This is a genomic window from Providencia sp. PROV033 (assembly GCF_028484855.1).
GTDB classification, from domain to species: Bacteria; Pseudomonadota; Gammaproteobacteria; order Enterobacterales; family Enterobacteriaceae; genus Providencia; species Providencia alcalifaciens.
In genome coordinates, this window is the sequence record NZ_JAMPSW010000040.1 from 1 (window position 1) to 21,920 (window position 21,920).

Annotated in this window: 19 protein-coding genes, 4 tRNA genes and 1 other annotated feature; of the genes, 5 read left to right on the forward strand and 18 right to left on the reverse strand. The window is 41.3% G+C overall.

Going from position 1 to position 21,920, the window contains the following annotated elements; translation table 11 throughout:
* Window positions 1-198: 198 nt before the first annotated feature.
* The 3 genes from clpB to rluD all read right to left on the reverse strand — a co-directional run bounded on the left by clpB (window position 199) and on the right by rluD (window position 4,609).
* Complete coding sequence (gene clpB, locus PSF16_RS08830; RefSeq protein WP_006660900.1) at window positions 199-2,772, reverse strand: ATP-dependent chaperone ClpB; 2,574 nt, start codon at window positions 2,770-2,772, stop codon at window positions 199-201.
* A gap of 125 nt (window positions 2,773-2,897) precedes the next feature.
* Entirely contained in the window at window positions 2,898-3,632 is a 735-nt protein-coding gene (gene yfiH / locus PSF16_RS08835) for a purine nucleoside phosphorylase YfiH (RefSeq protein WP_272689128.1), read from the reverse strand.
* Window positions 3,632-4,609, reverse strand: a complete 978-nt coding sequence (rluD, locus tag PSF16_RS08840; protein WP_006660902.1) for a 23S rRNA pseudouridine(1911/1915/1917) synthase RluD — start codon at window positions 4,607-4,609, stop codon at window positions 3,632-3,634. Before rluD ends, yfiH begins: the two co-directional genes overlap by 1 nt.
* Window positions 4,610-4,746: 137 nt before the next feature.
* Between rluD and bamD the strand changes: the two genes are divergently transcribed.
* From bamD to pheA, 3 genes are all read left to right on the forward strand, one after another.
* The gene (gene bamD / locus PSF16_RS08845) at window positions 4,747-5,475 is read left to right on the forward strand and encodes an outer membrane protein assembly factor BamD (protein ID WP_006662610.1); all 729 of its coding nucleotides are present in this window, start codon (window positions 4,747-4,749) and stop codon (window positions 5,473-5,475) included.
* Window positions 5,476-5,838: 363 nt separating this feature from the next.
* Window positions 5,839-6,168, forward strand: coding sequence for a ribosome-associated translation inhibitor RaiA (gene raiA, locus PSF16_RS08850; protein ID WP_006662611.1), 330 nt, complete (start codon window positions 5,839-5,841; stop codon window positions 6,166-6,168).
* 168 nt (window positions 6,169-6,336) lie between these two features.
* Window positions 6,337-6,456, forward strand: a sequence feature (Phe leader region).
* A 25-nt stretch (window positions 6,457-6,481) separates the two neighbouring features.
* Window positions 6,482-7,654 carry a bifunctional chorismate mutase/prephenate dehydratase gene (gene pheA / locus PSF16_RS08855; protein WP_006660905.1) on the forward strand — a complete coding sequence of 391 codons (1,173 nt, stop codon included), beginning with the start codon at window positions 6,482-6,484 and terminating at the stop codon, window positions 7,652-7,654.
* A 64-nt stretch (window positions 7,655-7,718) separates the two neighbouring features.
* Here the strand turns inward: pheA and PSF16_RS08860 are convergent, their stop codons facing one another.
* From PSF16_RS08860 to ffh, 8 genes are all read right to left on the reverse strand, one after another.
* A complete protein-coding gene (locus PSF16_RS08860) occupies window positions 7,719-9,275 on the reverse strand; it encodes a methyl-accepting chemotaxis protein (RefSeq protein WP_272689129.1) in 1,557 nt (518 codons plus the stop codon).
* Window positions 9,276-9,566: 291 nt separating this feature from the next.
* A complete protein-coding gene (gene tyrA, locus PSF16_RS08865; RefSeq protein WP_272689130.1) occupies window positions 9,567-10,688 on the reverse strand; it encodes a bifunctional chorismate mutase/prephenate dehydrogenase in 1,122 nt (373 codons plus the stop codon).
* Window positions 10,689-10,701: 13 nt separating this feature from the next.
* Complete coding sequence (locus tag PSF16_RS08870) at window positions 10,702-11,796, reverse strand: 3-deoxy-7-phosphoheptulonate synthase (RefSeq protein WP_006660908.1); 1,095 nt, start codon at window positions 11,794-11,796, stop codon at window positions 10,702-10,704.
* Between the two features lie 428 nt (window positions 11,797-12,224).
* A complete protein-coding gene (rplS, locus tag PSF16_RS08875) occupies window positions 12,225-12,578 on the reverse strand; it encodes a 50S ribosomal protein L19 (protein WP_006662615.1) in 354 nt (117 codons plus the stop codon).
* Window positions 12,579-12,619: 41 nt separating this feature from the next.
* The gene (trmD, locus tag PSF16_RS08880) at window positions 12,620-13,384 is read right to left on the reverse strand and encodes a tRNA (guanosine(37)-N1)-methyltransferase TrmD (protein ID WP_006660910.1); all 765 of its coding nucleotides are present in this window, start codon (window positions 13,382-13,384) and stop codon (window positions 12,620-12,622) included.
* A 37-nt stretch (window positions 13,385-13,421) separates the two neighbouring features.
* A complete protein-coding gene (rimM, locus tag PSF16_RS08885; RefSeq protein WP_006660911.1) occupies window positions 13,422-13,970 on the reverse strand; it encodes a ribosome maturation factor RimM in 549 nt (182 codons plus the stop codon).
* An 18-nt stretch (window positions 13,971-13,988) separates the two neighbouring features.
* Window positions 13,989-14,237, reverse strand: a complete 249-nt coding sequence (gene rpsP / locus PSF16_RS08890) for a 30S ribosomal protein S16 (protein WP_006660912.1) — start codon at window positions 14,235-14,237, stop codon at window positions 13,989-13,991.
* 137 nt (window positions 14,238-14,374) lie between these two features.
* Window positions 14,375-15,736, reverse strand: a complete 1,362-nt coding sequence (gene ffh / locus PSF16_RS08895; protein ID WP_006660913.1) for a signal recognition particle protein — start codon at window positions 15,734-15,736, stop codon at window positions 14,375-14,377.
* 285 nt (window positions 15,737-16,021) lie between these two features.
* Between ffh and PSF16_RS08900 the strand changes: the two genes are divergently transcribed.
* The gene (locus tag PSF16_RS08900; RefSeq protein ID WP_006660914.1) at window positions 16,022-16,813 is read left to right on the forward strand and encodes a cytochrome C assembly family protein; all 792 of its coding nucleotides are present in this window, start codon (window positions 16,022-16,024) and stop codon (window positions 16,811-16,813) included.
* 42 nt (window positions 16,814-16,855) lie between these two features.
* On the forward strand, window positions 16,856-18,142 hold the full coding sequence (locus PSF16_RS08905) for a CNNM domain-containing protein (RefSeq protein WP_272689131.1): 1,287 nt from the start codon (window positions 16,856-16,858) through the stop codon (window positions 18,140-18,142).
* 80 nt (window positions 18,143-18,222) lie between these two features.
* Here PSF16_RS08905 and luxS read toward each other — a convergent pair whose 3' ends face one another.
* The 7 genes from luxS to csrA form a co-directional block, all read right to left on the reverse strand.
* Window positions 18,223-18,738 (reverse strand): S-ribosylhomocysteine lyase, encoded by a 516-nt coding sequence (luxS, locus tag PSF16_RS08910; protein ID WP_006660916.1) that lies wholly within the window; start codon window positions 18,736-18,738, stop codon window positions 18,223-18,225.
* 154 nt (window positions 18,739-18,892) lie between these two features.
* On the reverse strand, window positions 18,893-20,452 hold the full coding sequence (gene gshA / locus PSF16_RS08915) for a glutamate--cysteine ligase (protein ID WP_006662617.1): 1,560 nt from the start codon (window positions 20,450-20,452) through the stop codon (window positions 18,893-18,895).
* Between the two features lie 187 nt (window positions 20,453-20,639).
* Window positions 20,640-20,716: transfer RNA gene (locus PSF16_RS08920), tRNA-Arg, on the reverse strand.
* 102 nt (window positions 20,717-20,818) lie between these two features.
* Window positions 20,819-20,895, reverse strand: a tRNA-Arg gene (locus PSF16_RS08925).
* 157 nt (window positions 20,896-21,052) lie between these two features.
* Window positions 21,053-21,129 (reverse strand) — tRNA-Arg (locus tag PSF16_RS08930).
* Between the two features lie 11 nt (window positions 21,130-21,140).
* A tRNA-Ser gene (locus PSF16_RS08935) sits at window positions 21,141-21,233 on the reverse strand.
* A gap of 436 nt (window positions 21,234-21,669) precedes the next feature.
* Complete coding sequence (gene csrA, locus PSF16_RS08940; RefSeq protein ID WP_272689132.1) at window positions 21,670-21,855, reverse strand: carbon storage regulator CsrA; 186 nt, start codon at window positions 21,853-21,855, stop codon at window positions 21,670-21,672.
* Window positions 21,856-21,920 lie beyond the last annotated feature (65 nt).

Genomic DNA, 21,920 nt, shown 5'->3' on the forward strand with positions numbered 1-21,920 from the left:
CTCGGTCAGTGGAGGCGCATTATAGGGAGTCAGAAAAATCTGGCAAGTGTTTTTTGAAAAATAATTTCCAACTGATTATCTTTTATACTTCACGGGCATTTTTTCACCAAAAAACACCTTTTCTCACGATATTCGCATAAAAAAGGCGACCATTCGGTCGCCTTTTTCCTTACCTTTAAATGATTTCCTTTAGCTGACTTATTGTTTTGCTACGATTTCATCATTTTCAACATCCAAAGTAATTGGTTTACCCGGAATTAATTTGCCTGACAGTATTTCTTGTGCCAGTGGGTTTTCAATCTCTTGCTGAATCGCACGTTTTAACGGACGAGCACCAAAGATTGGATCGAAACCAGCTTCACCAATTTTTTCTAGTGCAGCTGCCGTTGCTGTTACTTCATAACCGTGTTCTTCCAAACGTTTATATAAACGAGCCAATTGAATATTCGCAATATTCGTAATTTGCTCTTTACCTAATGGATGGAATACAACAACTTCATCAATACGGTTAATAAACTCAGGTCTAAAGTTATGGGCAACAACTTCCATCACCATATCTTTCATTTCTGAGTAACCGATCATACCAAAACGTTCTTGGATAAGGTCGGAACCTAAGTTTGAAGTCATGATGATCACCGTATTACGGAAATCTACCGTTCTACCTTGACCATCGGTCAGACGACCATCGTCTAACACTTGCAGCAAAATGTTAAATACATCAGGGTGCGCTTTTTCAACTTCATCCAGCAGGATCACTGAATATGGGCGGCGTCTTACGGCTTCAGTTAAATAACCACCTTCTTCATATCCCACATATCCTGGAGGAGCACCGACTAAACGAGATACAGAGTGTTTCTCCATAAACTCGGACATATCGATACGAACCATGGCGTCGTCACTATCAAACATAAAGTTTGCCAATGCTTTACATAATTCGGTTTTACCCACCCCAGTTGGACCTAAGAACATAAATGAGCCAATTGGACGGTTTGGATCCGATAACCCAGCACGGCTACGACGAATCGCATTCGACACAGCAACAACGGCTTCATCTTGTCCAATAACACGTTGATGTAACTGTTGCTCCATCCGTAACAATTTTTCTCTTTCACTTTCAAGCATTCTTGAAACTGGAATACCAGTCCAACGCGCTAAGATTTCTGCGATTTCCACATCTGTGACTTTGTTACGTAAAAGCTTCATGCTTTTACCTTCTGCTTTCGTCGCGGCTTCAAGCTGTTTTTCCAATTCAGGAATACGCCCATACTGCAACTCAGACATTTTCGCTAAATCACCATTACGACGCGCTTTTTCCATCTCAATACGCGTATTTTCTAATTCAGCTTTAATGTGCTGAGTTCCCGTTAGCGAGGCTTTTTCAGCTTTCCACTCTTCTTCTAACGCAGAATATTCACGTTCTTTTTCCGCCAGCTCTTCTTCTAGCATTTCTAGGCGTTTCTTACTGGCATCGTCAGACTCTTTTTTCAATGCCTGTTGTTCCAGTTTTAATTGGATAATACGTCTTTCTAATCTATCTAAAGATTCTGGTTTTGAATCCATCTGCATACGTAAGCTTGCACCAGCTTCATCAATTAAGTCGATGGCTTTATCTGGCAGCATACGGTCAGTAATATAACGGTGCGATAATGTCGCCGCAGCAACAATCGCAGGGTCTGTAATTTGCACATGATGGTGCAATTCATAACGCTCTTTTAAGCCACGTAAAATAGCAATGGTGTCTTCTACTGATGGCTCTGCAACATACACTTTTTGGAAACGACGTTCTAACGCAGGGTCTTTCTCTATATATTGACGATATTCGTCAAGCGTTGTTGCCCCTACACAGTGCAGCTCACCACGAGCCAAAGCAGGTTTTAACATGTTACCTGCATCCATTGCTCCGTCAGCTTTACCTGCGCCAACCATGGTATGCAATTCATCAATAAACAGAATGACATTACCTTCTTGTTTCGCAAGGTCATTCAATACACCTTTCAAACGCTCTTCAAATTCACCACGATATTTCGCCCCTGCAATTAGAGCGCCCATATCCAGTGATAAAACACGTTTGTTTTTCAGTCCTTCAGGAACTTCACCATTGACAATACGTTGTGCTAAACCTTCAACAATCGCCGTTTTACCCACACCTGGTTCACCGATTAAGACTGGGTTATTTTTAGTACGGCGTTGCAACACTTGAATAGTACGACGAATTTCTTCATCACGACCAATTACAGGGTCTAACTTACCTTGTTCTGCACGTTCGGTTAAATCAACAGTATATTTTTTCAAAGCTTGGCGCTGGTCTTCAGCGCTTTGGTCATTCACTTTTTCGCCACCACGCATCTGTTCTATTGCCTTTTTCAAATTGTCTTTATTGACACCCGCCGCTTTTAACATATCAGCGAGCGTTGTATTGGCTTCTAAAGCTGCGAGCAGAAATAATTCTGAGGAGATAAAGTCATCTCCGTGCTTCTGTGCCAATTGGTCACATAAGTTCAAATGACGCATTAAGTCACTTGATGGTTGTACATCCCCAGCGACACCTTGCACTTGAGGGAGTCGAGCCAATGCATCTTCAATTTTGTTTTGGAACGCAATTGCGTTCACGCCGAGCGTCGTCAATAACGGACGCACTGTACCACTTTCTTGATTAAACAAAGCACTGAGTAAATGAATTGGTTCAATAAACTGATTTTCGCGCCCAAGGGCTAATGACTGGGCGTCAGCGAGAGCTTGCTGGAATTTATTCGTTAAACGGTCCAGACGCATAACACCTCCAATAGAATAAGATTAAACTTGCTACTGGAGATAAGATGCGGTCTATTTTTTTATATTCAAGTTTTAGGTGGGATTATTTCTTCAATATCTTTTAATTTGGAATATTATTCCGATAACTAGTTATTTATCCATATAAGGGATGCCATTCTTCCTGTTTTACCCTCTCGTCGATAGGAAAAAAATCTGTTTTCATCACTTACTGTACAAAATTCTCCGCCATAAACCGCAGAAACCCCCGCTTTCAATAGTTTTTTACGGGCGAGTAAATAGATGTTTGCGAGAAATTTATCATTCTGAGATACAAATGCTTCAGCTAAATCCGCTGATTGGCTAACAAACGCCTGTTTAACCTCAGCACCAACTTCAAATTTATTAGGACCAATCGCGGGTCCCATCCATGCGATAATATCACTAGGTTGCGCATTAAATTGTGCAAGTGTGTTTTCTAGTACGCCATTGCACAGCCCCCGCCACCCTGCATGGGCAGCCGCAACTTCCTGCCCATCACGACTACAAAACAATACGGGTAAGCAGTCTGCGGTCATAATCGCGCACACTTGACCTACTTGGTTGGTATATACAGCATCAGCCTGACGATTTTTAATCTGATTCCCAGTTAAATGTAGAACATGGGTACCATGTACTTGCTCAAGCCACACAGGTTGTTGTGGCAATTGAGCAAGCTCTTCGAGACGATGGCGATTTTCCCTGACTGCCTCAGGCAAATCCTCAACATGATCACCTAAATTTAAGCTATCAAAAGGTGGATGGCTCACTCCACCAATACGCGTTGTACTGCATGTTGAAACATTTTTAGGTTGCGGCCATTCAGGGAAAATCAAAGTATTCATTACCAGTCCATATCGTCTTTGTGAAGTTCAGTGTCAGCTTTCAGCGCCTCGATTAACTCCACCATATCATCCGGCAATGGCGCATGCCATTCCATTTGAATGCCTGTGATTGGGTGATATAAACGTAACATCGTTGCGTGCAGCGCTTGTCTATCAAACTTACGCATAACTTCAAGGAACTCCTCCGTTGCCCCTTTTAATGGGCGAGGACGTCCGCCATACAATTGATCACCAATTAATGGATGATTAATATGTGCCATATGAACACGGATTTGGTGAGTTCGTCCCGTTTCTAAACGTAGGCGTAAACGTGTATGCGCACGGAAATGTTCCATGACACGGTAATGTGTGACAGCAGGTTTTCCCATTGGATGCACTGCCATATGCGTTCTTTTGGTTGGATGGCGAGAAATAGGCTCTTCAACCATACCGCCTGCAGTCATACGTCCTACCGCTACAGCTTCGTATTCACGCGTAATTTCACGACGTTGTAGAGCTTCCACTAAGTGAGTTTGTGCTGGCACTGTTTTTGCGACAACCATTAAGCCAGTGGTGTCTTTATCTAAACGGTGAACAATCCCCGCTCGTGGGACATCCGCAATTTCAGGATAGCGATATAATAATGCGTTTAAGATCGTCCCATCTGGATTGCCAGCACCAGGATGAACAACTAAATCACGCGGTTTATTAATAATTAGGATATCTTCATCTTCATAAACAACATCAAGTGGAATATCTTGAGGTTCCCAACGGGTATCTTCTTCAATCAGGGCATCGATGGAAATTTGTTCACCACCTAAAACTTTTTCTTTTGCCTTATTGATAACTTTGCCGTTAACCTGCACTCTATCGTCTAAAATCCATTCTTTTATTCGAGAACGTGAATAATCAGGGAACAATTCAGCCAAAGCTTGATCTAAACGTTGACCAAGCTGTGATTCAGCGATAGTTGCACTTAATTGTACTTGTTGAGCCATAAATTAATCTACTTTTTGGTGTTTGTGTTTTGACGGCGCTGCCGTTTCATTTAAAATGTATGCTATTGTAACTCGAATTTTGCCGGGAGCCTTACGGATAGACTCCCTCGATACAGTCAGAGGATAACCAACACGTGATGAGACGTATGAAATATCTGGTGGCAGCTGCCACGTTGAGCCTGGCTCTCGCCGGATGCTCCAGCAATAACGAAGTCAGCCCCGATAGTTCCCCAGCTGAGATTTATAGTACGGGTCAGCAAAAATTACAGGACGGTAACTATAACGCGGCAATTAAACAGTTTGAAGCGTTGGATAACCGCTACCCGTTTGGTCCATATGCGCAGCAAGTACAGTTAGACCTGATTTATGCTTATTATAAATCAGCTGAGCTACCAATGGCGATAGCTTCAATTGACCGTTTCATGCGTTTAAATCCAACTCATCCCAATATTGACTACGTTCTTTACATGCGTGGCTTAACGGCAATGGCGTTAGATGACAGCATGTTACAAGGTTTCTTTGGTATCGACCGCTCTGACCGTGATCCACAGCATGCATTAGTTGCATTCAAAGATTTAAGCCAGCTAGTTCGTTATTATCCGAATAGCCCATATTCCAACGATGCGAGTAAGCGTTTAGTCTACTTAAAAGATCGTCTGGCAAAATTTGATCTCTCTGTCGTTGAATATTACAACAAACGTGGTGCTTATGTCGCGGTTGTTAATCGTGTCCAACAAATGTTGAGAGACTATCCAGACACAGAGGCTACGCGTCAAGCATTAGCATATATGGAAATCGCGTATAAAGAGATGGGCTTAGATAAAGAAGCCAACAAAGTCGGTAGCATCATTGCTGCCAACCAATAAATTATTTTCTAACGTGATGTTTTAAGATAAAAACGGCAGCTTCGGCTGCTGTTTTTTTTGGATATCTCAGACGAGATTTTAAAGGACATTAAGCGGATACTTTTCAATATTTTCTTTTAACATTCATAACCTAAAATTTTACCCAAAAAAAGTACCGGCTATTTACCGTGTCGATAGCCAACTTTTCCAGTTTCCCTCAATATCGTTACTTTGGCAATCCTTTTACCCCCCTTTTTTAGCCAAAATCACACTTCACGTGGGTGCCTCACCTTCCATAATTTAAGTGTGATCTAAATCATTTTTTTATTCTTAGATATCGGTATTCTGAATTCATCAAAGACGGAAACAATGAGAGGTAACTATATGATTGTTAACATTACTAGCAAACAAATGGACATCACACCCGCAATTCGTGAACACATTGAAAGCCGTCTAGCAAAACTCGATAAATGGCAAGTTACCTTGATTAGTCCTCACGTGGTGCTGTCAAAAGAACCTCAAGGTTTTATGGTTGATGCCAACATAAAAACCGCTACCGGACAGTTGGTAGCAAGCTCTAAACATGAAGACATGTACGTTGCAATAAATGAACTTATCAACAAACTCGAAAGACAGTTAAATAAAGTGCAACATAAAGGAGAATCAAGAAGGGCAACAAATAGTGTAAAAGAAGCGAATCTAGAGACGTTGTAATCAGTTACGTTTAAGTAGTTACGTTATATTTTTATATTATCAATCCACTTATCTTGAAACCTTCCAAACGCGCTCATCATGGGCGCGTTTTTACGTTATGCACTGTTTTTTGTTGACTTCTCGCTCACTATCATGTCTATTTGAATAACTTCAATTGTAAGGATTTACCATGAAACTAAATGCTGTTTTCTTTTTCTTCTTTAGCCACTCACATTAAGGGGCTTTTGTCGTTCGAGAAAAAAAAGAAGACAATATTTTAAAGCCTCCTACCTAGGGGGCTTTTTTATTCACTGATGTTTGATAGGGTCGCAGAATGGAAAATAGCACTAATTTACTGAAAGTACGTGAGAAAATTAGCCAGTTAGACAGTGAACTCCTTGGGCTTCTTGCGAAACGTCGAGGCTATGCAATTGAAGTCGCGGAAACCAAAATTGATGATAACCGCCCAATTCGTGATAAAGAACGCGAACGCCAATTACTCGATGTATTAATTAATAAAGGTAAACCGCTTGGTCTTGATGGGTTTTATATCACCCGTTTATTTCAGATGATCATTGAAGATTCAGTTCTTACCCAGCAAGCTATTCTTCAGAAACATTTAAATCTGACACCAAGTGATACTGCTCGATTTGCATTTTTAGGTCCTAAAGGCTCTTATTCTCATGTTGCCGCTCGCCAATATTCTGCACGCCATTTTGATCAGCTCGTTGAATGTAGCTGTCATAAATTCCAAGATATTTTTTCACTGGTTGAAAGCGGTCAAGCAGATTACGGTATTTTACCGATCGAAAATACGAGCTCTGGTGCAATCAATGATGTTTATGATTTACTGCAAAATACATCACTCTCAATTGTCGGTGAAATCCGTTTACCTATTAACCATTGCCTACTAACCATAACGGGTAGCGATCTAAGTCAGATTGAAACGGTATACAGTCACCCTCAACCATTCCAGCAATGTAGCCAATATTTATCTCAGTTCCCTCATTGGAAAATTGAATATTGCGATAGCACATCCACTGCAATGCAAAAAGTCGCGGAACATAACTCTCCAAATGTTGCCGCACTAGGAAGTGAAGCGGGCGGCGCATTATATGGCTTAAATGTGTTAGAACATAATTTAGCGAATCAGCAGATTAATATGACGCGCTTTATTGTTGTAGCCCCCCGAGCAATTGAAGTCACGGAGCAAGTTCCAGCAAAAACCACGCTGTTAATTACAACGGGGCAGCAAGCAGGTGCATTAGTCGATGCTTTAATTATTTTGAAAAATAATAAAATAGTGATGAGTAAATTAGAATCACGCCCAATTAATGGTAAACCTTGGGAAGAGATGTTTTATGTGGATGTGCACGCCAACTTACGTTCAGATAATATGCAACAAGCATTAAAAGAACTGGCTGAAATCACCCGTTCTATTAAAATTCTTGGCTGTTATCCGTCAGAAAACATTGTTCCAGTAGAACCCGAAAAAGTGACATCATAATATTTGCTATAGAAATAACACAGGCAGCTAACCTGTGTTATTTTTTAATTATGTTCGCTATTAATTATGATTTTTGTGTCACTGCACTAATTTTAAAGTAATTAACTAATTCTTGTAGATGGTAGGCTTGCTCGTTTAGTGAGTCTGCCGCTACCACCGACTCCTCCACTAATCCTGCATTTTGTTGGGTAGTTAAATCTAACTGTCCTACTGCGCTGTTAATTTGTGAAATTCCATCACTTTGTTCACGGCTAGCTTGCCCAATTTCACGAAGTAACGCATTCATTTCATCCACACTCGCGACCATACCATGGATCTGTTGGCTAGCTTGCTCAACTAATTCCATTCCTTCTTGGGTTTGTGAAAACGAGTTCTCGATTAACGAACGAATATCACTGGCTGATGCTGCGCTTTTCTGTGCGAGTAGTCTGACTTCCCCTGCAACCACTGCAAAACCTCGACCATGTTCCCCTGCCCTTGCTGCCTCAACTGAAGCATTTAACGCTAAGATATTAGTCTGGAATGCAATGGAATCAATAAGATTGATGATGTCGGTCATTTTCTGAGATGAGCCATTAATTGCGCGCATTTTATCCGTCAGTTGAATCATCATCTGTCCATTGTTTTTGACTGTCACAGCCGTGTTATCAGCCAACATGGTTGCTTCATGTGTATGCTCAGTCGTGTTTTGCACCGTTGAAGTTATCTGCTCCATCGAACTTGCTGTTTGTTCAACAGAGGCTGCTTGCTCTTCTGTTCGAGCAGCTAAATTCTGGTTACCTGCGACAATTTGCCCTGCTGCTGCAGAAATACTTTCAGAGCTATTTTGAACCTCTTGAACTATGTCAAGCAGGTGCCCCTTCATTTCATCAAGCGACTCCAATAAGATTCCTGTTTCATCTTTAGATTCTGCTTGAATAATTTTAGTCAAATCTCCACTCGCAATTGATTTAGAGAAATCAACGGCTTGCTCTAAAGGTCGAGTAATAATACGCGTGATATACCACCCCATAATGCAGCCAACAATGATGCTAATAATCGATAGAAATGCCAATAAAACACGGTTTGCTTTGTAGTCATCTTCAACTTGATAACCCGTTTCTTGCATTAGCATATTTTGGATAGCAATGAGGTTTTGAACTTGTTCACGATACTCTCTCTGAATAGCCGACGTTTTTGTCATCATGACTTCAATCGCAGCTTGTCGATTATTTTGATTCATCAAGTTCATCATCTCTTGTTGAGAATTGATGAATTTTCCCCTTACCTCATGAATATTATCAAGCACTTCACGAGAGCGGCTACCCGTGATATTTCTATCCAATTCATCCAATAAGTCAGAAATATTTTGGCTGATTTTAACTAACTCATCCTTACGCTTATCACTCCCTCGATCATCCAATAAAATCAATTCTTGCATAGCAATATAAGTATAAAAGTTATCCATCACGGCATTGGCATTAGCTGTAATAGGATAACTTTTGAAGATAACATTCTGAATACGGTCATTTGCACGATTCATATTCACTAATGAAAATAGAGAGCTTAAAACGATTAACGCAATGAAAACGCCAAACGCAATTGTTAACTTAAGACTAATTTTGAGGTTTTTAAAAGACATCGGTTTACCACACTTATCATCATTTAATGATTAGTGTTATCGGTCGATGATGGGGGATCTTTATTAGATAAATCGTTTAATTTATAAATATCGATATTATAAATTGATTAATTGTCATTTAAGCAAAAGATCCCACCATATCTTACCGATAGATTTCTCAAAATTTGGGATAACACACGGGAGTAAGTACAATTACTTATTTTAAATAAAAATAAGTCATAAAAATGTCATTCGCACTTTTCGCATAAGAACCGCTACACCCCATAAGCTACAGGGTAATAGCGGTAAAGATTACTTACGGTTATCGTTCGCCCGTTGTAATAGAGATTGGCTTTCTTTCATAAAATGATGCGCATCTTCACCAAACCATTGGCTGACTTGTTCGAACTGTCGAATAAATTCGGCTTTATCTTTACGCTCTAACATTTCAATAGATTGCCCCAACAGTTGATAGTAACGGCGGATCAACTCTACATTTTCATCCGAAGACATAATGATATCAGCATACAACTGTGGATCTTGTGCAAATAAGCGTCCAACCATCGCTAATTCAAGGCGGTAAATTGGAGAAGATAAATCTAATAGTTGCTGTAAATCAACCTGCTCCTTAGCTAAATTTTGTCCATACGTAAATGTTGTAAAGTGTCGCAGCGCTTGAATGAAGCTCATATTACGATCATGCTCTTCGGGCTTAATCGCTTTTAAGCGTGCCCCCCAAACTTGCAGCTGCTCCAGTAACCATTGATACGATTTAGCATCTCGCCCATCACAGTAAGCAAAAACTTGCTTAGCAACGCTACCAATATCAGGACCAAACATCGGGTGCAGCCCAAGGACAGGTCCTTGATGCACGGCTAACATTGCTTCTAAGGGCTTTTGCTTCACCGAAGCGATATCCACTAAAATTGTATCGGAATCCAGCTTTGGCAACCGTCTGATCACATCGACTGTAAGGTGAATGGGCACACTGACCATCACCACACTCGCACCAGAAACAATGTCGGTCGCATTATCCCAGTCCTGCTCACCTAATAATTTGACCTGATATCCTGATAGGGAAAGGAGACGATGAAATAGTTGCCCCATTTTCCCCTCCCCGCCCACAATAACAATCGGACCAGCCGCAGGGTTTAACGTTTTAAAACCTTTATCATTTTCCCGCGCATAAGATTCACGCATAATCCGTCGAAGAACGTCTTCGATCAAATCAGGCGGAATCCCCATTCGCTCCGCTTCAGCGCGACGAGCTGCCAACATACTGGATTCACGCTCAGGGACATAGATAGGTAACCCATGTTGACTTTTGACTTCACCAACTTCAGCGACGAGCTGAAGTCGTTTCGCTAACAAATCTAATAATGACTTATCAACTTCATCAATCTGTTCCCGTAAGTGGGATAATTCAGCAGACATACCAATACCTTGCTCAGCTCACTTTGCTTAATTTTTGCCCGCGCTGCTCTAGCATTGGTGTTAATGCTTGATGTAATTTACGCAACACAGACTCAGTTTCTTCCCAGTTAATGCAAGCATCCGTCACTGAAACACCGTATTTCATGTTTTCACGTGGCTGTTCTGATGACTGGTTACCCTCATTAATATGGCTTTCAAGCATAATACCTGTAATTGATTCATTACCATTAATAATTTGCTCGATAATTGAATCAACAACCAGTGGCTGGCGGCGGAAATCTTTATTCGAGTTACCATGGCTACAATCCACCATTAATGATGGCTCAAGCCCTGCTTTTTTCATTTCGGCTTCACATGCTGCAATGCTTTGTTCATCGTAATTTGGTGCCTTTCCGCCACGCAAGATCACATGACCATTTTTATTTCCGCTGGTATGAAGTAAACAAACTTGACCTGACTGGTTAATTCCCATAAAACGATGTGGCATCGCAGCTGCTTTTAACGCATTGATTGCAGTGGATAAACTTCCGTCAGTCCCATTTTTAAAACCAACTGGCATTGATAAACCTGACGCCATTTCACGGTGAGTTTGAGACTCTGTTGTTCTTGCCCCGATAGCAGACCAGCTGAATAAATCACCTAAGTATTGTGGATTATTGGGATCTAAAGCTTCTGTCGCCAGTGGTAGCCCCATGTTAACTAAGCTCGTTAGCAGGTCACGTGCAATATGCAGACCTTTTTCCATTTCAAAACTACCATCCATGAATGGATCGCTAATTAAGCCTTTCCAACCTACCGTTGTACGAGGTTTTTCAAAATACACACGCATCACAATATATAAGCTATCACTTAATTCAGCAGCAAGTTTCTGTAAACGCTCACCATATTCAATGGCAGCATCCACATCATGGATTGAGCAAGGACCACATACCACGAGTAAACGCGGGTCACGCTGATGAATAATATCAGCAATCACTTTACGCGATGTCGCAATGGCATGCAGATTGCTGTGACTCAACGGGTATTTTTGTTTCAGACTCTCAGGAGTAATTAGAACCTGTTCGTCTTGAATATTCACATTATTGAGTACATCTTTTTGCATGATCATTTAATTACCTACTTAGCTTATTATTTATAGATGGTGTTATTTATCGATCTTGTGTTTGGTGCGTGAGAGATAACATATCATGCATCGTAAAGAATTCAATCCAAAACCGTAAAATAATTCAATCATACGTACACAAAAAGTTACACTTACACATCCCATTGAATTTAAATAATATTATTTAAAATTTGGAGAAAAATATCATATTCAAAAGCAAAGCATGAATAAAATAAGTAAATATAAGTTTACACATGGGATTGATTGAACGATATATACTAAATAGTTCGAGTTGTCGCTAGGCGCATACATGAGTATGTGATTAGTACGAATGAACGTAGCCAACACCGCGAGAGCTTGAAATATGACGAATATAAAAAAGGCCCGCAAATATGCGGGCCTCAATTATAACTTTCGGATGTAGCGAAAGCGTATTACTTGGCGTTCAGACGCTCTTTGATACGAGCTGCCTTACCAGAACGCTCACGCAGGTAGTACAGTTTAGCTCTGCGAACAGCACCACGACGTTTAACAGTAATGCTATCTACGACTGGAGAGTGAGTTTGGAATACACGCTCAACACCTTCGCCGTTAGAAATTTTACGAACAGTGAATGCAGAGTGCAGACCGCGGTTACGAATAGCGATAACCACGCCCTCAAATGCCTGCAGACGTTTTTTAGAGCCTTCTACGACCCATACCTTAACTTCCACGGAGTCACCCGGACGGAATGAAGGTACATCCTGCTTCATCTGCTCTTGTTCAAGTTGTTTAATAATGTTGCTCATAATAACTCTCTTACCCTAGGTAAACTGATATGTTTAGACAATTAATTGTCTGGATTCACTGGTTGCTCAGCTTGATATTCCCGTTGGAATTCAGCTAACAACATCCTCTGCTCGTCAGTCAGAGCTAGGCTTTCTAGAAGCTCAGGTCTTCTAAGCCAGGTACGACCGAGTGACTGCTTCATGCGCCAGCTATCGATCTTGGCATGGTTTCCTGAAAGTAAGATATCAGGAACTTGCATACCATCTAACACCTCTGGTCGGGTATAGTGAGGACAATCTAACAAGCCATCTGCAAAAGAATCTTCTTGAGCCGAAGCTTGATGACCGAGTACTCCAGGGATAAACCGAGAGACTGAGTCTATCAACACCATAGCGGGGAGTTCCCCACCACTGAGAACGTAATCACCGATTGACCATTCTTCGTCAATTTCGGTTTGAATGATTCGCTCATCAATACCTTCATAACGACCACAAACAAGAATTAACTTCTCATTTGTTGCCAGTTCACAAACTCCGTCTTGACCAAGTTTGCGACCTTGAGGCGAAAGATAAATCACTTTCGCACCATCACCGGCCTCAGCTTTAGCTGCGTGGATTGCATCTTTTAACGGTTGCACCATCATCAGCATGCCTGGACCACCACCGTAGGGGCGATCATCAACAGTTTTGTGTCTATCGTGAGTAAAATCTCGCGGATTCCAACACTCAACGGTTAGCAGGCTATTCTTCACTGCCCGACCAGTTACCCCGTACTCGGTTATTGCGCGGAACATGTCGGGAAACAGGCTAATTACCCCAATCCACATGATTTATCCCACTCATTAAAACCGGTAAACCGGAGATTTAAAAACCAGGATCCCACTCCACTTCAATAATTTTAGTGGAGAGATCGACTTTCTTGATAACCTGCCCATCAAGAAACGGAACCAACCGCTCCTTGATGCCAAATGCATCTTTTAAATTTGCCTTAATCACTAGAACGTCATTCGATCCAGTTTCCATCATATCAATAACGGTACCAAGGTCATAACCCTCTGACGTCACTACGTGGCAACCCATTAGGTCTTTCCAGTAATATTCGTCGTTATCCAAATCAGGAAGTTGGGTTGAATCAACCGCAATTTCAAAATTAGTTAACAGGGCAGCTGCATCGCGGTCTTCGACCCCTTTGAGCTTGACGATGATATCTTTGTTATGATGTTTCCAATCTTCTATTTCAATGTGTTGCCATTGACCAGAGCGTTGGATAAACCAAGGTTGATAATCAAAAATACTTTCAGCATGTTCGGTGGAGGAAAAAACTTTGAGCCAACCACGAATACCGTATGCCGCGCCTAATTTTCCCAATACGATTGGGTTTGAAGGAGGCACTAGTTTAGTTTGCTTGCTCATTGTTACCACCGTGACAGATTAAGCTACTTTTTTAGCTTGTTTGACCAGTTGTGCAACACGGTCAGAAATAGTTGCGCCTAAGCCAACCCAATGCTCGATACGGTCCAGGTCTAAACGCAGTTCTTCTGCTTGACCAGCAGCGATCGGGTTGAAGAAACCGATACGCTCAATGAAACGACCGTCACGCGCATTGCGGCTATCGGTTACAACGATTTGGTAGAACGGACGTTTTTTAGCGCCGCCACGAGATAAACGAATTGTTACCATAACATCCTCATTAGTTAACAAAACAACCAGACTCCATCGAGGGATAGAGTCCGGCTGTCATATAAAAAGCCCGAAAAGTTTACTTACTTTGACGCAAAAATCAATCAAAAGTGTACTTTTGTTTCAGGCTTTATTGCTTAACGCCCCGGAAATCCCGGAGGCATCATACCTTTCATACCGCGCATCATCTTGGCGAGACCGCCTTTTTTCATCTTTTTCATCATGCGCTGCATATCATCAAACTGTTTTAAAAGCTTATTCACTTCTTGTACGGTAGTGCCTGAACCCGCAGCAATACGACGTTTACGTGACCCTTTGATGATCTCTGGTTTTTCCCGCTCTTTACGCGTCATCGATTGGATCATAGCTTCCATACGGATAGTAATTTTATCATCCATTTGGGATTTAACGGCATCAGGTAACTGGGACATCCCTGGCATCTTACTCAGCATGCTGGTCATTCCGCCCATATTACGCATCTGTTTTAGCTGATTTAAGAAGTCGTTGAGATCAAAGGTATCCCCTGTTTTCAACTTCTTAGCTAATTTTTCAGCTTCATCGCGGTCAACTTTGTGTTCGATCTCTTCAATCAGAGATAACACATCACCCATGCCTAAAATACGTGAAGCTACACGCTCTGGATGGAATGGTTCAAGGGCATCAGTTTTCTCACCAACCCCTAAGAATTTGATTGGCTTACCAGTAATTGCACGGATAGACAACGCGGCACCACCACGGGCATCACCATCAACTTTGGTTAATACAATCCCTGTTAATGGTAGCGCTTCGTTAAATGCTTTCGCTGTATTTGCCGCATCTTGACCTGTCATGGCATCAACCACAAACAGTGTTTCAACTGGATTAATAATGCGATGAACTTCTTGGATCTCTTCCATCATCGCTTCATCGACATGTAAGCGGCCCGCTGTATCCACTAACAGCACATCATAAAACTGTAATTGTGCGTGTTTTAATGCTTTTTGGACAATTGCAGCTGGCTTTTCTTGTACTTCAGAGGGGAAGAAATCAACCCCAACCGCTTCGGCTAATGTTTCTAATTGCTTGATCGCCGCAGGACGATATACGTCGGCGGAAACCACTAAGACTTTTTTCTTCTGTTTTTCTTTTAACAGCTTACCCAGTTTTGCAACGCTGGTTGTTTTACCCGCACCTTGTAAACCCGCCATCAAAACCACAGCAGGAGGCTGAGCAGATAAATTCAGCTGATGATTTTCTTCACCCATTGCACGGGTCAGTTCATTTTGTACAATCTTAATGAACTCTTGACCTGGGGTTAGGCTTTTATTAACGTCTTGACCAACAGCGCTTTCTTTAACTTTTTGAATAAATTCACGGACGACTGGCAGAGCAACGTCGGCTTCCAGTAATGCCATGCGAACTTCGCGTAATGTATCTTTAATATTGTCATCAGTCAGACGTCCACGCCCGCTGATATTGCGCAAAGTGCGCGATAGTCTGTCAGTTAAGTTATCAAACATGTGTCTTAGCTCAATTCTGTTATGGGCCTATATGTAGCCTTATTTGGTTACTCGCGCGCTGTATTTCAAGGGCAAACTCAAGATAGCCACGGCACAATTCAACGCTGATGTTGGTCGCCGATTGTATCACACTTGATGGGGTTTCGCTGCTTCGTTTAATTAGCCTAAATGAGCGATTAGTAAAGAATATACAGCGATACATCATACCTATTAGTTGGAGCCTACACTTGCACGAGTTATACTAGTCAATATCTATCCACTCAAAATGAATAACGACACTATACTATGCCCGTATTTGCAGTCATAGCAGTTTGTACATACATGGTCAGCCTGCTTCTGATCGTCCCAGCACAAGTGCGTAAGCAAGCGCTTTATCGTCGATTGGCTATTTTATTAGCTATCGTAGCGATGGTCACTCACGCAATCACCTTGAAATTACAAATTTTTAGTGAGGCTAGCGGGCAAAATCTCACACTCCTAAATTTAGGATCATCCGTCAGTTTATTAATGTGTTTGATTATGACGGTGGTTTCATATTTAGGAAGGGCTTGGTACTTAACCCCAATTGTATATAGTTTCGCAATTATTAACCTAATTTTATCCACCATTATGCCTGGTGAGTTTATTACTCATTTAGAAGCAAGTACGCCATTATTTGTGCATATTGGATTAGCTTTATTAAGTTATGCAACGCTACTGATTGCTGCGTTATATGCTTTTCAAGTGGCGATTATCGACTATCAGCTTAAAAATAAAATTTTAAAATTCAGCCCTGATATGCCTCCCATGATGGTGATTGAACGCAAAATGTTTCATGTCACACAAGTAGGCGTCATTTTACTAACGCTAACATTGTGTACTGGCTTCATTTATATGGATAATATCTTTGATAAAGAGAATATTCATAAATCTGTACTCTCTGTCATTGCTTGGTTTGTTTATGTCATTTTACTGTGGGGGCATTTCCATGGTGGATGGAGAGGCAAGCGCGTTTTATTTTTCCATGTTGGCGGTTCACTGATCCTTACCTTAGCGTTTTTTGGCAATCGTCTAATCCAGCAATTAACTATGGTATAAACACCATTTTAGTCTTACACGACCGTTATAAGGAACCTTGTTTTGGATGAAGTATCTACTGGTACTCTAATCATCATACTGATTGTTTTAATTTTTTTATCTGCTTATTTTTCGGCTTCAGAAACCAGTATGATGACATTGAACCGTTATCGGTTAAAACATTTAGCGAAACAAGGTAATCGCTCCGCTGTTCGTGTTGAGAAACTCCTACGCCACCCTGACCGTCTACTCGGCTTAGTTCTCATTGGCAATAATCTCATCAACATTGTCGCTTCCGCTCTCGCAACCATTATTGGAATGCGTCTATATGGAAATATGGGGGTAGCTATCGCAACAGGTATTCTCACTTTCGTCATTTTACTGTTTGCAGAAGTGGTGCCAAAAACGATTGCAGCCCTTTACCCTGAACGAATTGCCTTCCCTAGCAGTTTTATTCTTACACCACTGCAAAAAATCATGTTACCTGTTGTATGGGCATTTAATACTATTTCGACTCTATTTATGCGCTACTGTGGGATAAAAGTCTCCGCAACTCGCAATGATGCGGTTAATAAGGAAGAGTTACGCACTATCGTTCATGAGTCCAAGAATAAGCTCAGTCGACGCAATCAGGACATGTTAATTTCGATTCTCGATTTAGATAAAGTCACCGTCGGCGATATCATGCTGCCACGAAATGAAATTGTGGGAATTGATATAAATGATGACTGGAAGTCTATCGTGAGGCAGCTCACCCACTCCCCTCATGGGCGCATTGTGCTATATCGTGATTCGCTTGACGATTCGATCGGTATTTTACGCGTACGAGAAGCTTACCGTCTAATGGTTGAAAAGCGCGAATTCAACAAGCAAAACTTAATTAAAGCCGCGGATAGCATCTATTTCATTCCCAATAGTACTCCCCTGAATGTTCAGTTAATCAACTTTCAACATAAAAAAGAAAAGCTAGGGATCATTGTCGATGAGTATGGTGAAATTCAAGGCTTAATCACCGTAGAAGATATTTTGGAGGAGATTGTGGGTGACTTTACAACATCCATGTCACCTTCACTTGCTGAAGAGGTTATGCCACAAAGTGACGGCAGTGTCCTTGTGGACGGCTCCGCCAACATCCGAGACCTAAACAAAGCTTTCGACTGGAACCTTCCTGTAGAGGGTCCTAGAACGGTTAACGGTATGGTTCTGGAAGTATTGGGAGATGTACCTCAACCAGAGGAACAAATTGTTATCGGGCGTTATGTTATCGAAGTCTTAGCTGTCAGCGATAATATTATTAAACAAGTAAAAATCACACCTCTTGGCTTTAACTCACAAGTCCCTGAGTTTTAAGTTCTACATAAAAAGCCTTAAAACCACGAACAATTATTCGATGATTTTAAGGCTTTTTCAAACATTGTTTCTTTGAATAACTAAACGTGAAGCTGAGCTAACTTCTCTTCAGGAAGAGCGAGTTCATCATTTTTATTCACTTGAATATCTTTCGCAATGATATTTCGAGCAATTTGCTGAGCTTCTTCAAGTGAGTGCATCGTATACGTTCCACATTGATATACGTTAAGTTCAGGGATCTTATTTTGATCCTGAACATTGAGCACATCTTGCATAGCCGCCTTCCATGCTTTCGCTACACGCAGTTCATCTGGCTGACCAATCAAGCTCATGTAGAAACCTGTACGGCATCCCATTGGTGAAATGTCGATAATTTCCACGCCATTTCCATTAAGGTGGTCACGCATAAATCCAGCAAAAAGGTGCTCTAAGGTATGCGTTCCTTTTTCTGTCATTGCTTCTTTATTTGGGACTGTAAAACGTAAATCAAACACAGTGATAGCGTCCCCATGAGGCGTTTTCATCGTTTTTGCTACGCGAACAGCAGGAGCAGCCATACGCGTGTGATCCACAGTAAAACTGTCTAATAACGGCATTTCATGACCTCCATAAAAATAAAAAAAATAATTTTGAAAAAAATGAAACTAATCCAAAAATGCAGAGTCTTACTATGTGAAAGACGCGCAAATTGTTATCATCCCTAATTCTCTAAGAGATTTTTATTTGGCCACCTTGTTGTGGCCATTTCTTTTAGCGTCCTGCGTGAATCCGAAGATACTCTTCAAAGCTTTCGCTTTTGTCCTGCTCCATCAATTTCTGTTTTTCAATGGAAGCCAAACGAGCTTGTTCAAATTGCTCTTCAGTGATCACTTCATAAGGCTCGTTAATTAATTGCTGATAATATTTCTCAGCTAACTCCAGCCCATAACCACCAATACCCTTTTCTAACATTTCGTCCATCACTAGGGCTGAGTATGTCAGGTTTGGATCTTCAAACATAGCGACAAACTGATAGCATACATCTTTATATTTCGCATCACAGCAGGTATCTAAGACCTCCGCAACACGGATCAAATCTTTGAATAGTGTTTGTCCAACTTCGACTAGAGGCTTGAGCTCACTACCACAACCAAAACCGATTACCTGCCCTGGTTTACGTCCTTCGAGGATAACGCGGTTCCAATTCTTACGGCAGCAATCTAACTCCTGAACGTTCATTTCAGGGGCATCAGCAAGCACGCACCAAATCAGGAATAAGTCTACAAAGCGAGCTTGAGTCTCATTAACACCGATAGGGCTAAATGGATTGATATCGAGAGAACGAACTTCAATATATTCGATACCACCACGCAATAGCGCATCTGAAGGTGATTCATTGCCCAGAGGCACTCGCTTAGGACGAATTGGTGCATACAATTCGTTCTCGATTTGCAGCACATTCGTGTTCAGCTGAACATATTTACCGTCTTTTTTTACGCCCAGCTTTTCAAACTCAGCAGAAGGCTTGTGGATGGCTTTCTTCAGATTTTCCACATATTCATCAAGGTGGTTAAATGTAATATTTAAATCACTCTGAGATTTATTGGTGTATCCCAAATCACTCATTCTCAATGACGTTGCATAAGGCAGGTAGTAGGTACCACACTCAGTTTTGCTGAAGTCTAATGAGGTCTCTCTATTTTTCAAGAAAGAACCGCAAATAGCAGGAGAAGCACCAAATAAGTATGGGATCACCCAACCAAAGCGATAATAATTTCTGATCAGCCGTAAATAACCTTCAGATATTTTTTCTTTACCACTTTCAGCGTCTTCAATCCCTGCCCATGCCTTCCAAAACTCAATGGGGAATGAGAAGTTATAATGTACGCCAGCGATGGTTTGCATTAATGCACCATAGCGATTTTTTAAACCTTCACGATATAAGGTTTTGAACTGCCCTACATTAGAGGTGCCATACTGCGCCAGTGTGATTTTATCTTCACTCTCAATAAAGCAAGGCATACTGAGTGGCCACATTCTTTCATCGTGCAGATGGCGCGCCGTATAGCGATGCAGATCCCGCAGAAAAGCCAAATTATGGCTAATACTTTTATCTACAGGTGTAATAAATTCGAGTAAGGATTCCGCAAAATCTGTGGTGATCCATTTATGGGTGAGTGCTTTCCCCAGCTCATTTGGATGCAATGTCTCGGCTAACGCTCCTTGAGGTGACACACGTAATGTTTCACGCTCAATACCACGTTGAATACCATTGAGAATTTCCGGGTGCGCCTCTAACCATGAGAGCGCTTTTGATACGTCCGGGATCAAATCGACCTCCCGCCTGTGATTTAGTTTTATTTTAATAAGGCGATTACTTTAGCTTAAATCACATAAATTGTCGCTGTCTAGATGTGTGGTTTACCAAGAAGAGAAAATAGAAAAACAGAAGGAAATTGGGTTATACGCCAATTTTTAGGCAAAAAAAAACTCCTCTAATTGAGGAGTTTCTTAATGATGGTGCATCCGGGAGGATTCGAACCTCCGACCGCTCGGTTCGTAGCCGAGTACTCTATCCAGCTGAGCTACGGATGCAGAATTTGTCGACTATCAATCGATGCTGTCGAAACACAGCAGTAATTTGGATTTCAAAATTGATGAAAGGATTGTTGATACATTACAGAAGTGTTTAAGAGATGGTGCATCCGGGAGGATTCGAACCTCCGACCGCTCGGTTCGTAGCCGAGTACTCTATCCAGCTGAGCTACGGATGCATTTCAGTGCAATACGTACTTCTCTCTCAATACTGCTTAATCAAAATCTACTTCACTATTTTATGATATTTAATATCATATAAAATCTAAACTACTTTGTTTTAGTTCGCTATAAACCAAAACATCACCTTATCAGTTTCACTCATAAGGTTGAAAATGGTGCATCCGGGAGGATTCGAACCTCCGACCGCTCGGTTCGTAGCCGAGTACTCTATCCAGCTGAGCTACGGATGCAGAGCCTAAAATGGCGGTGAGGGAGGGATTCGAACCCTCGATGCAGCTTTTGACCGCATACTCCCTTAGCAGGGGAGCGCCTTCAGCCTCTCGGCCACCTCACCATATTTTAGTCACATACGATTTGTTTTTCTTAAACATCTCGTCTCTGTGTGGCGCACATATTACTTTCCTAGACTTAGAAGTCAAACAATTTTTCCAAACTTTTTGCATTCCAACGATCGTTTGCACATTTCACAAGCAAGATGATTAGTTTAACACCGAAAAAGCCATATTTCTGTGCTTTTTTCCTTTTAATTATTCACCATTTCCCAATAGAAAATTCAGTAAAAAATTGATGATATTAAGCACTCTTTAGTTAACAGTATAAAAATGATACAGAAAAAAAACGAGGTCACCCCAAGAAATAATGCTCAACATCAACGTAATGATGTCAGGCCAATAGGGAATCAAAAGGTATAGGAATATAGTTAGAGATAAAATAGGAGAGACAAGCGTCCATTATTGCTGTGTGATCACTCACTGGACGCTTATTTATTATTATTGATTGTCTGGTTGAGTCTTTTCGGCCTGGATCCGTTGATAAATTTCTTCACGGTGAACAGAAATCTCTTTTGGGGCATTAACACCAATACGTACTTGGTTGCCTTTTACGCCCAATACAGTCACTGTTACCTCATCGCCTATCATGAGTGTTTCACCAACTCGACGAGTCAGAATAAGCATTCTTTGCTCCTTGAAATATTAAAAGAGTCGGGTCTCTAGGTATTCCCCGCTATTGTCCATCACAC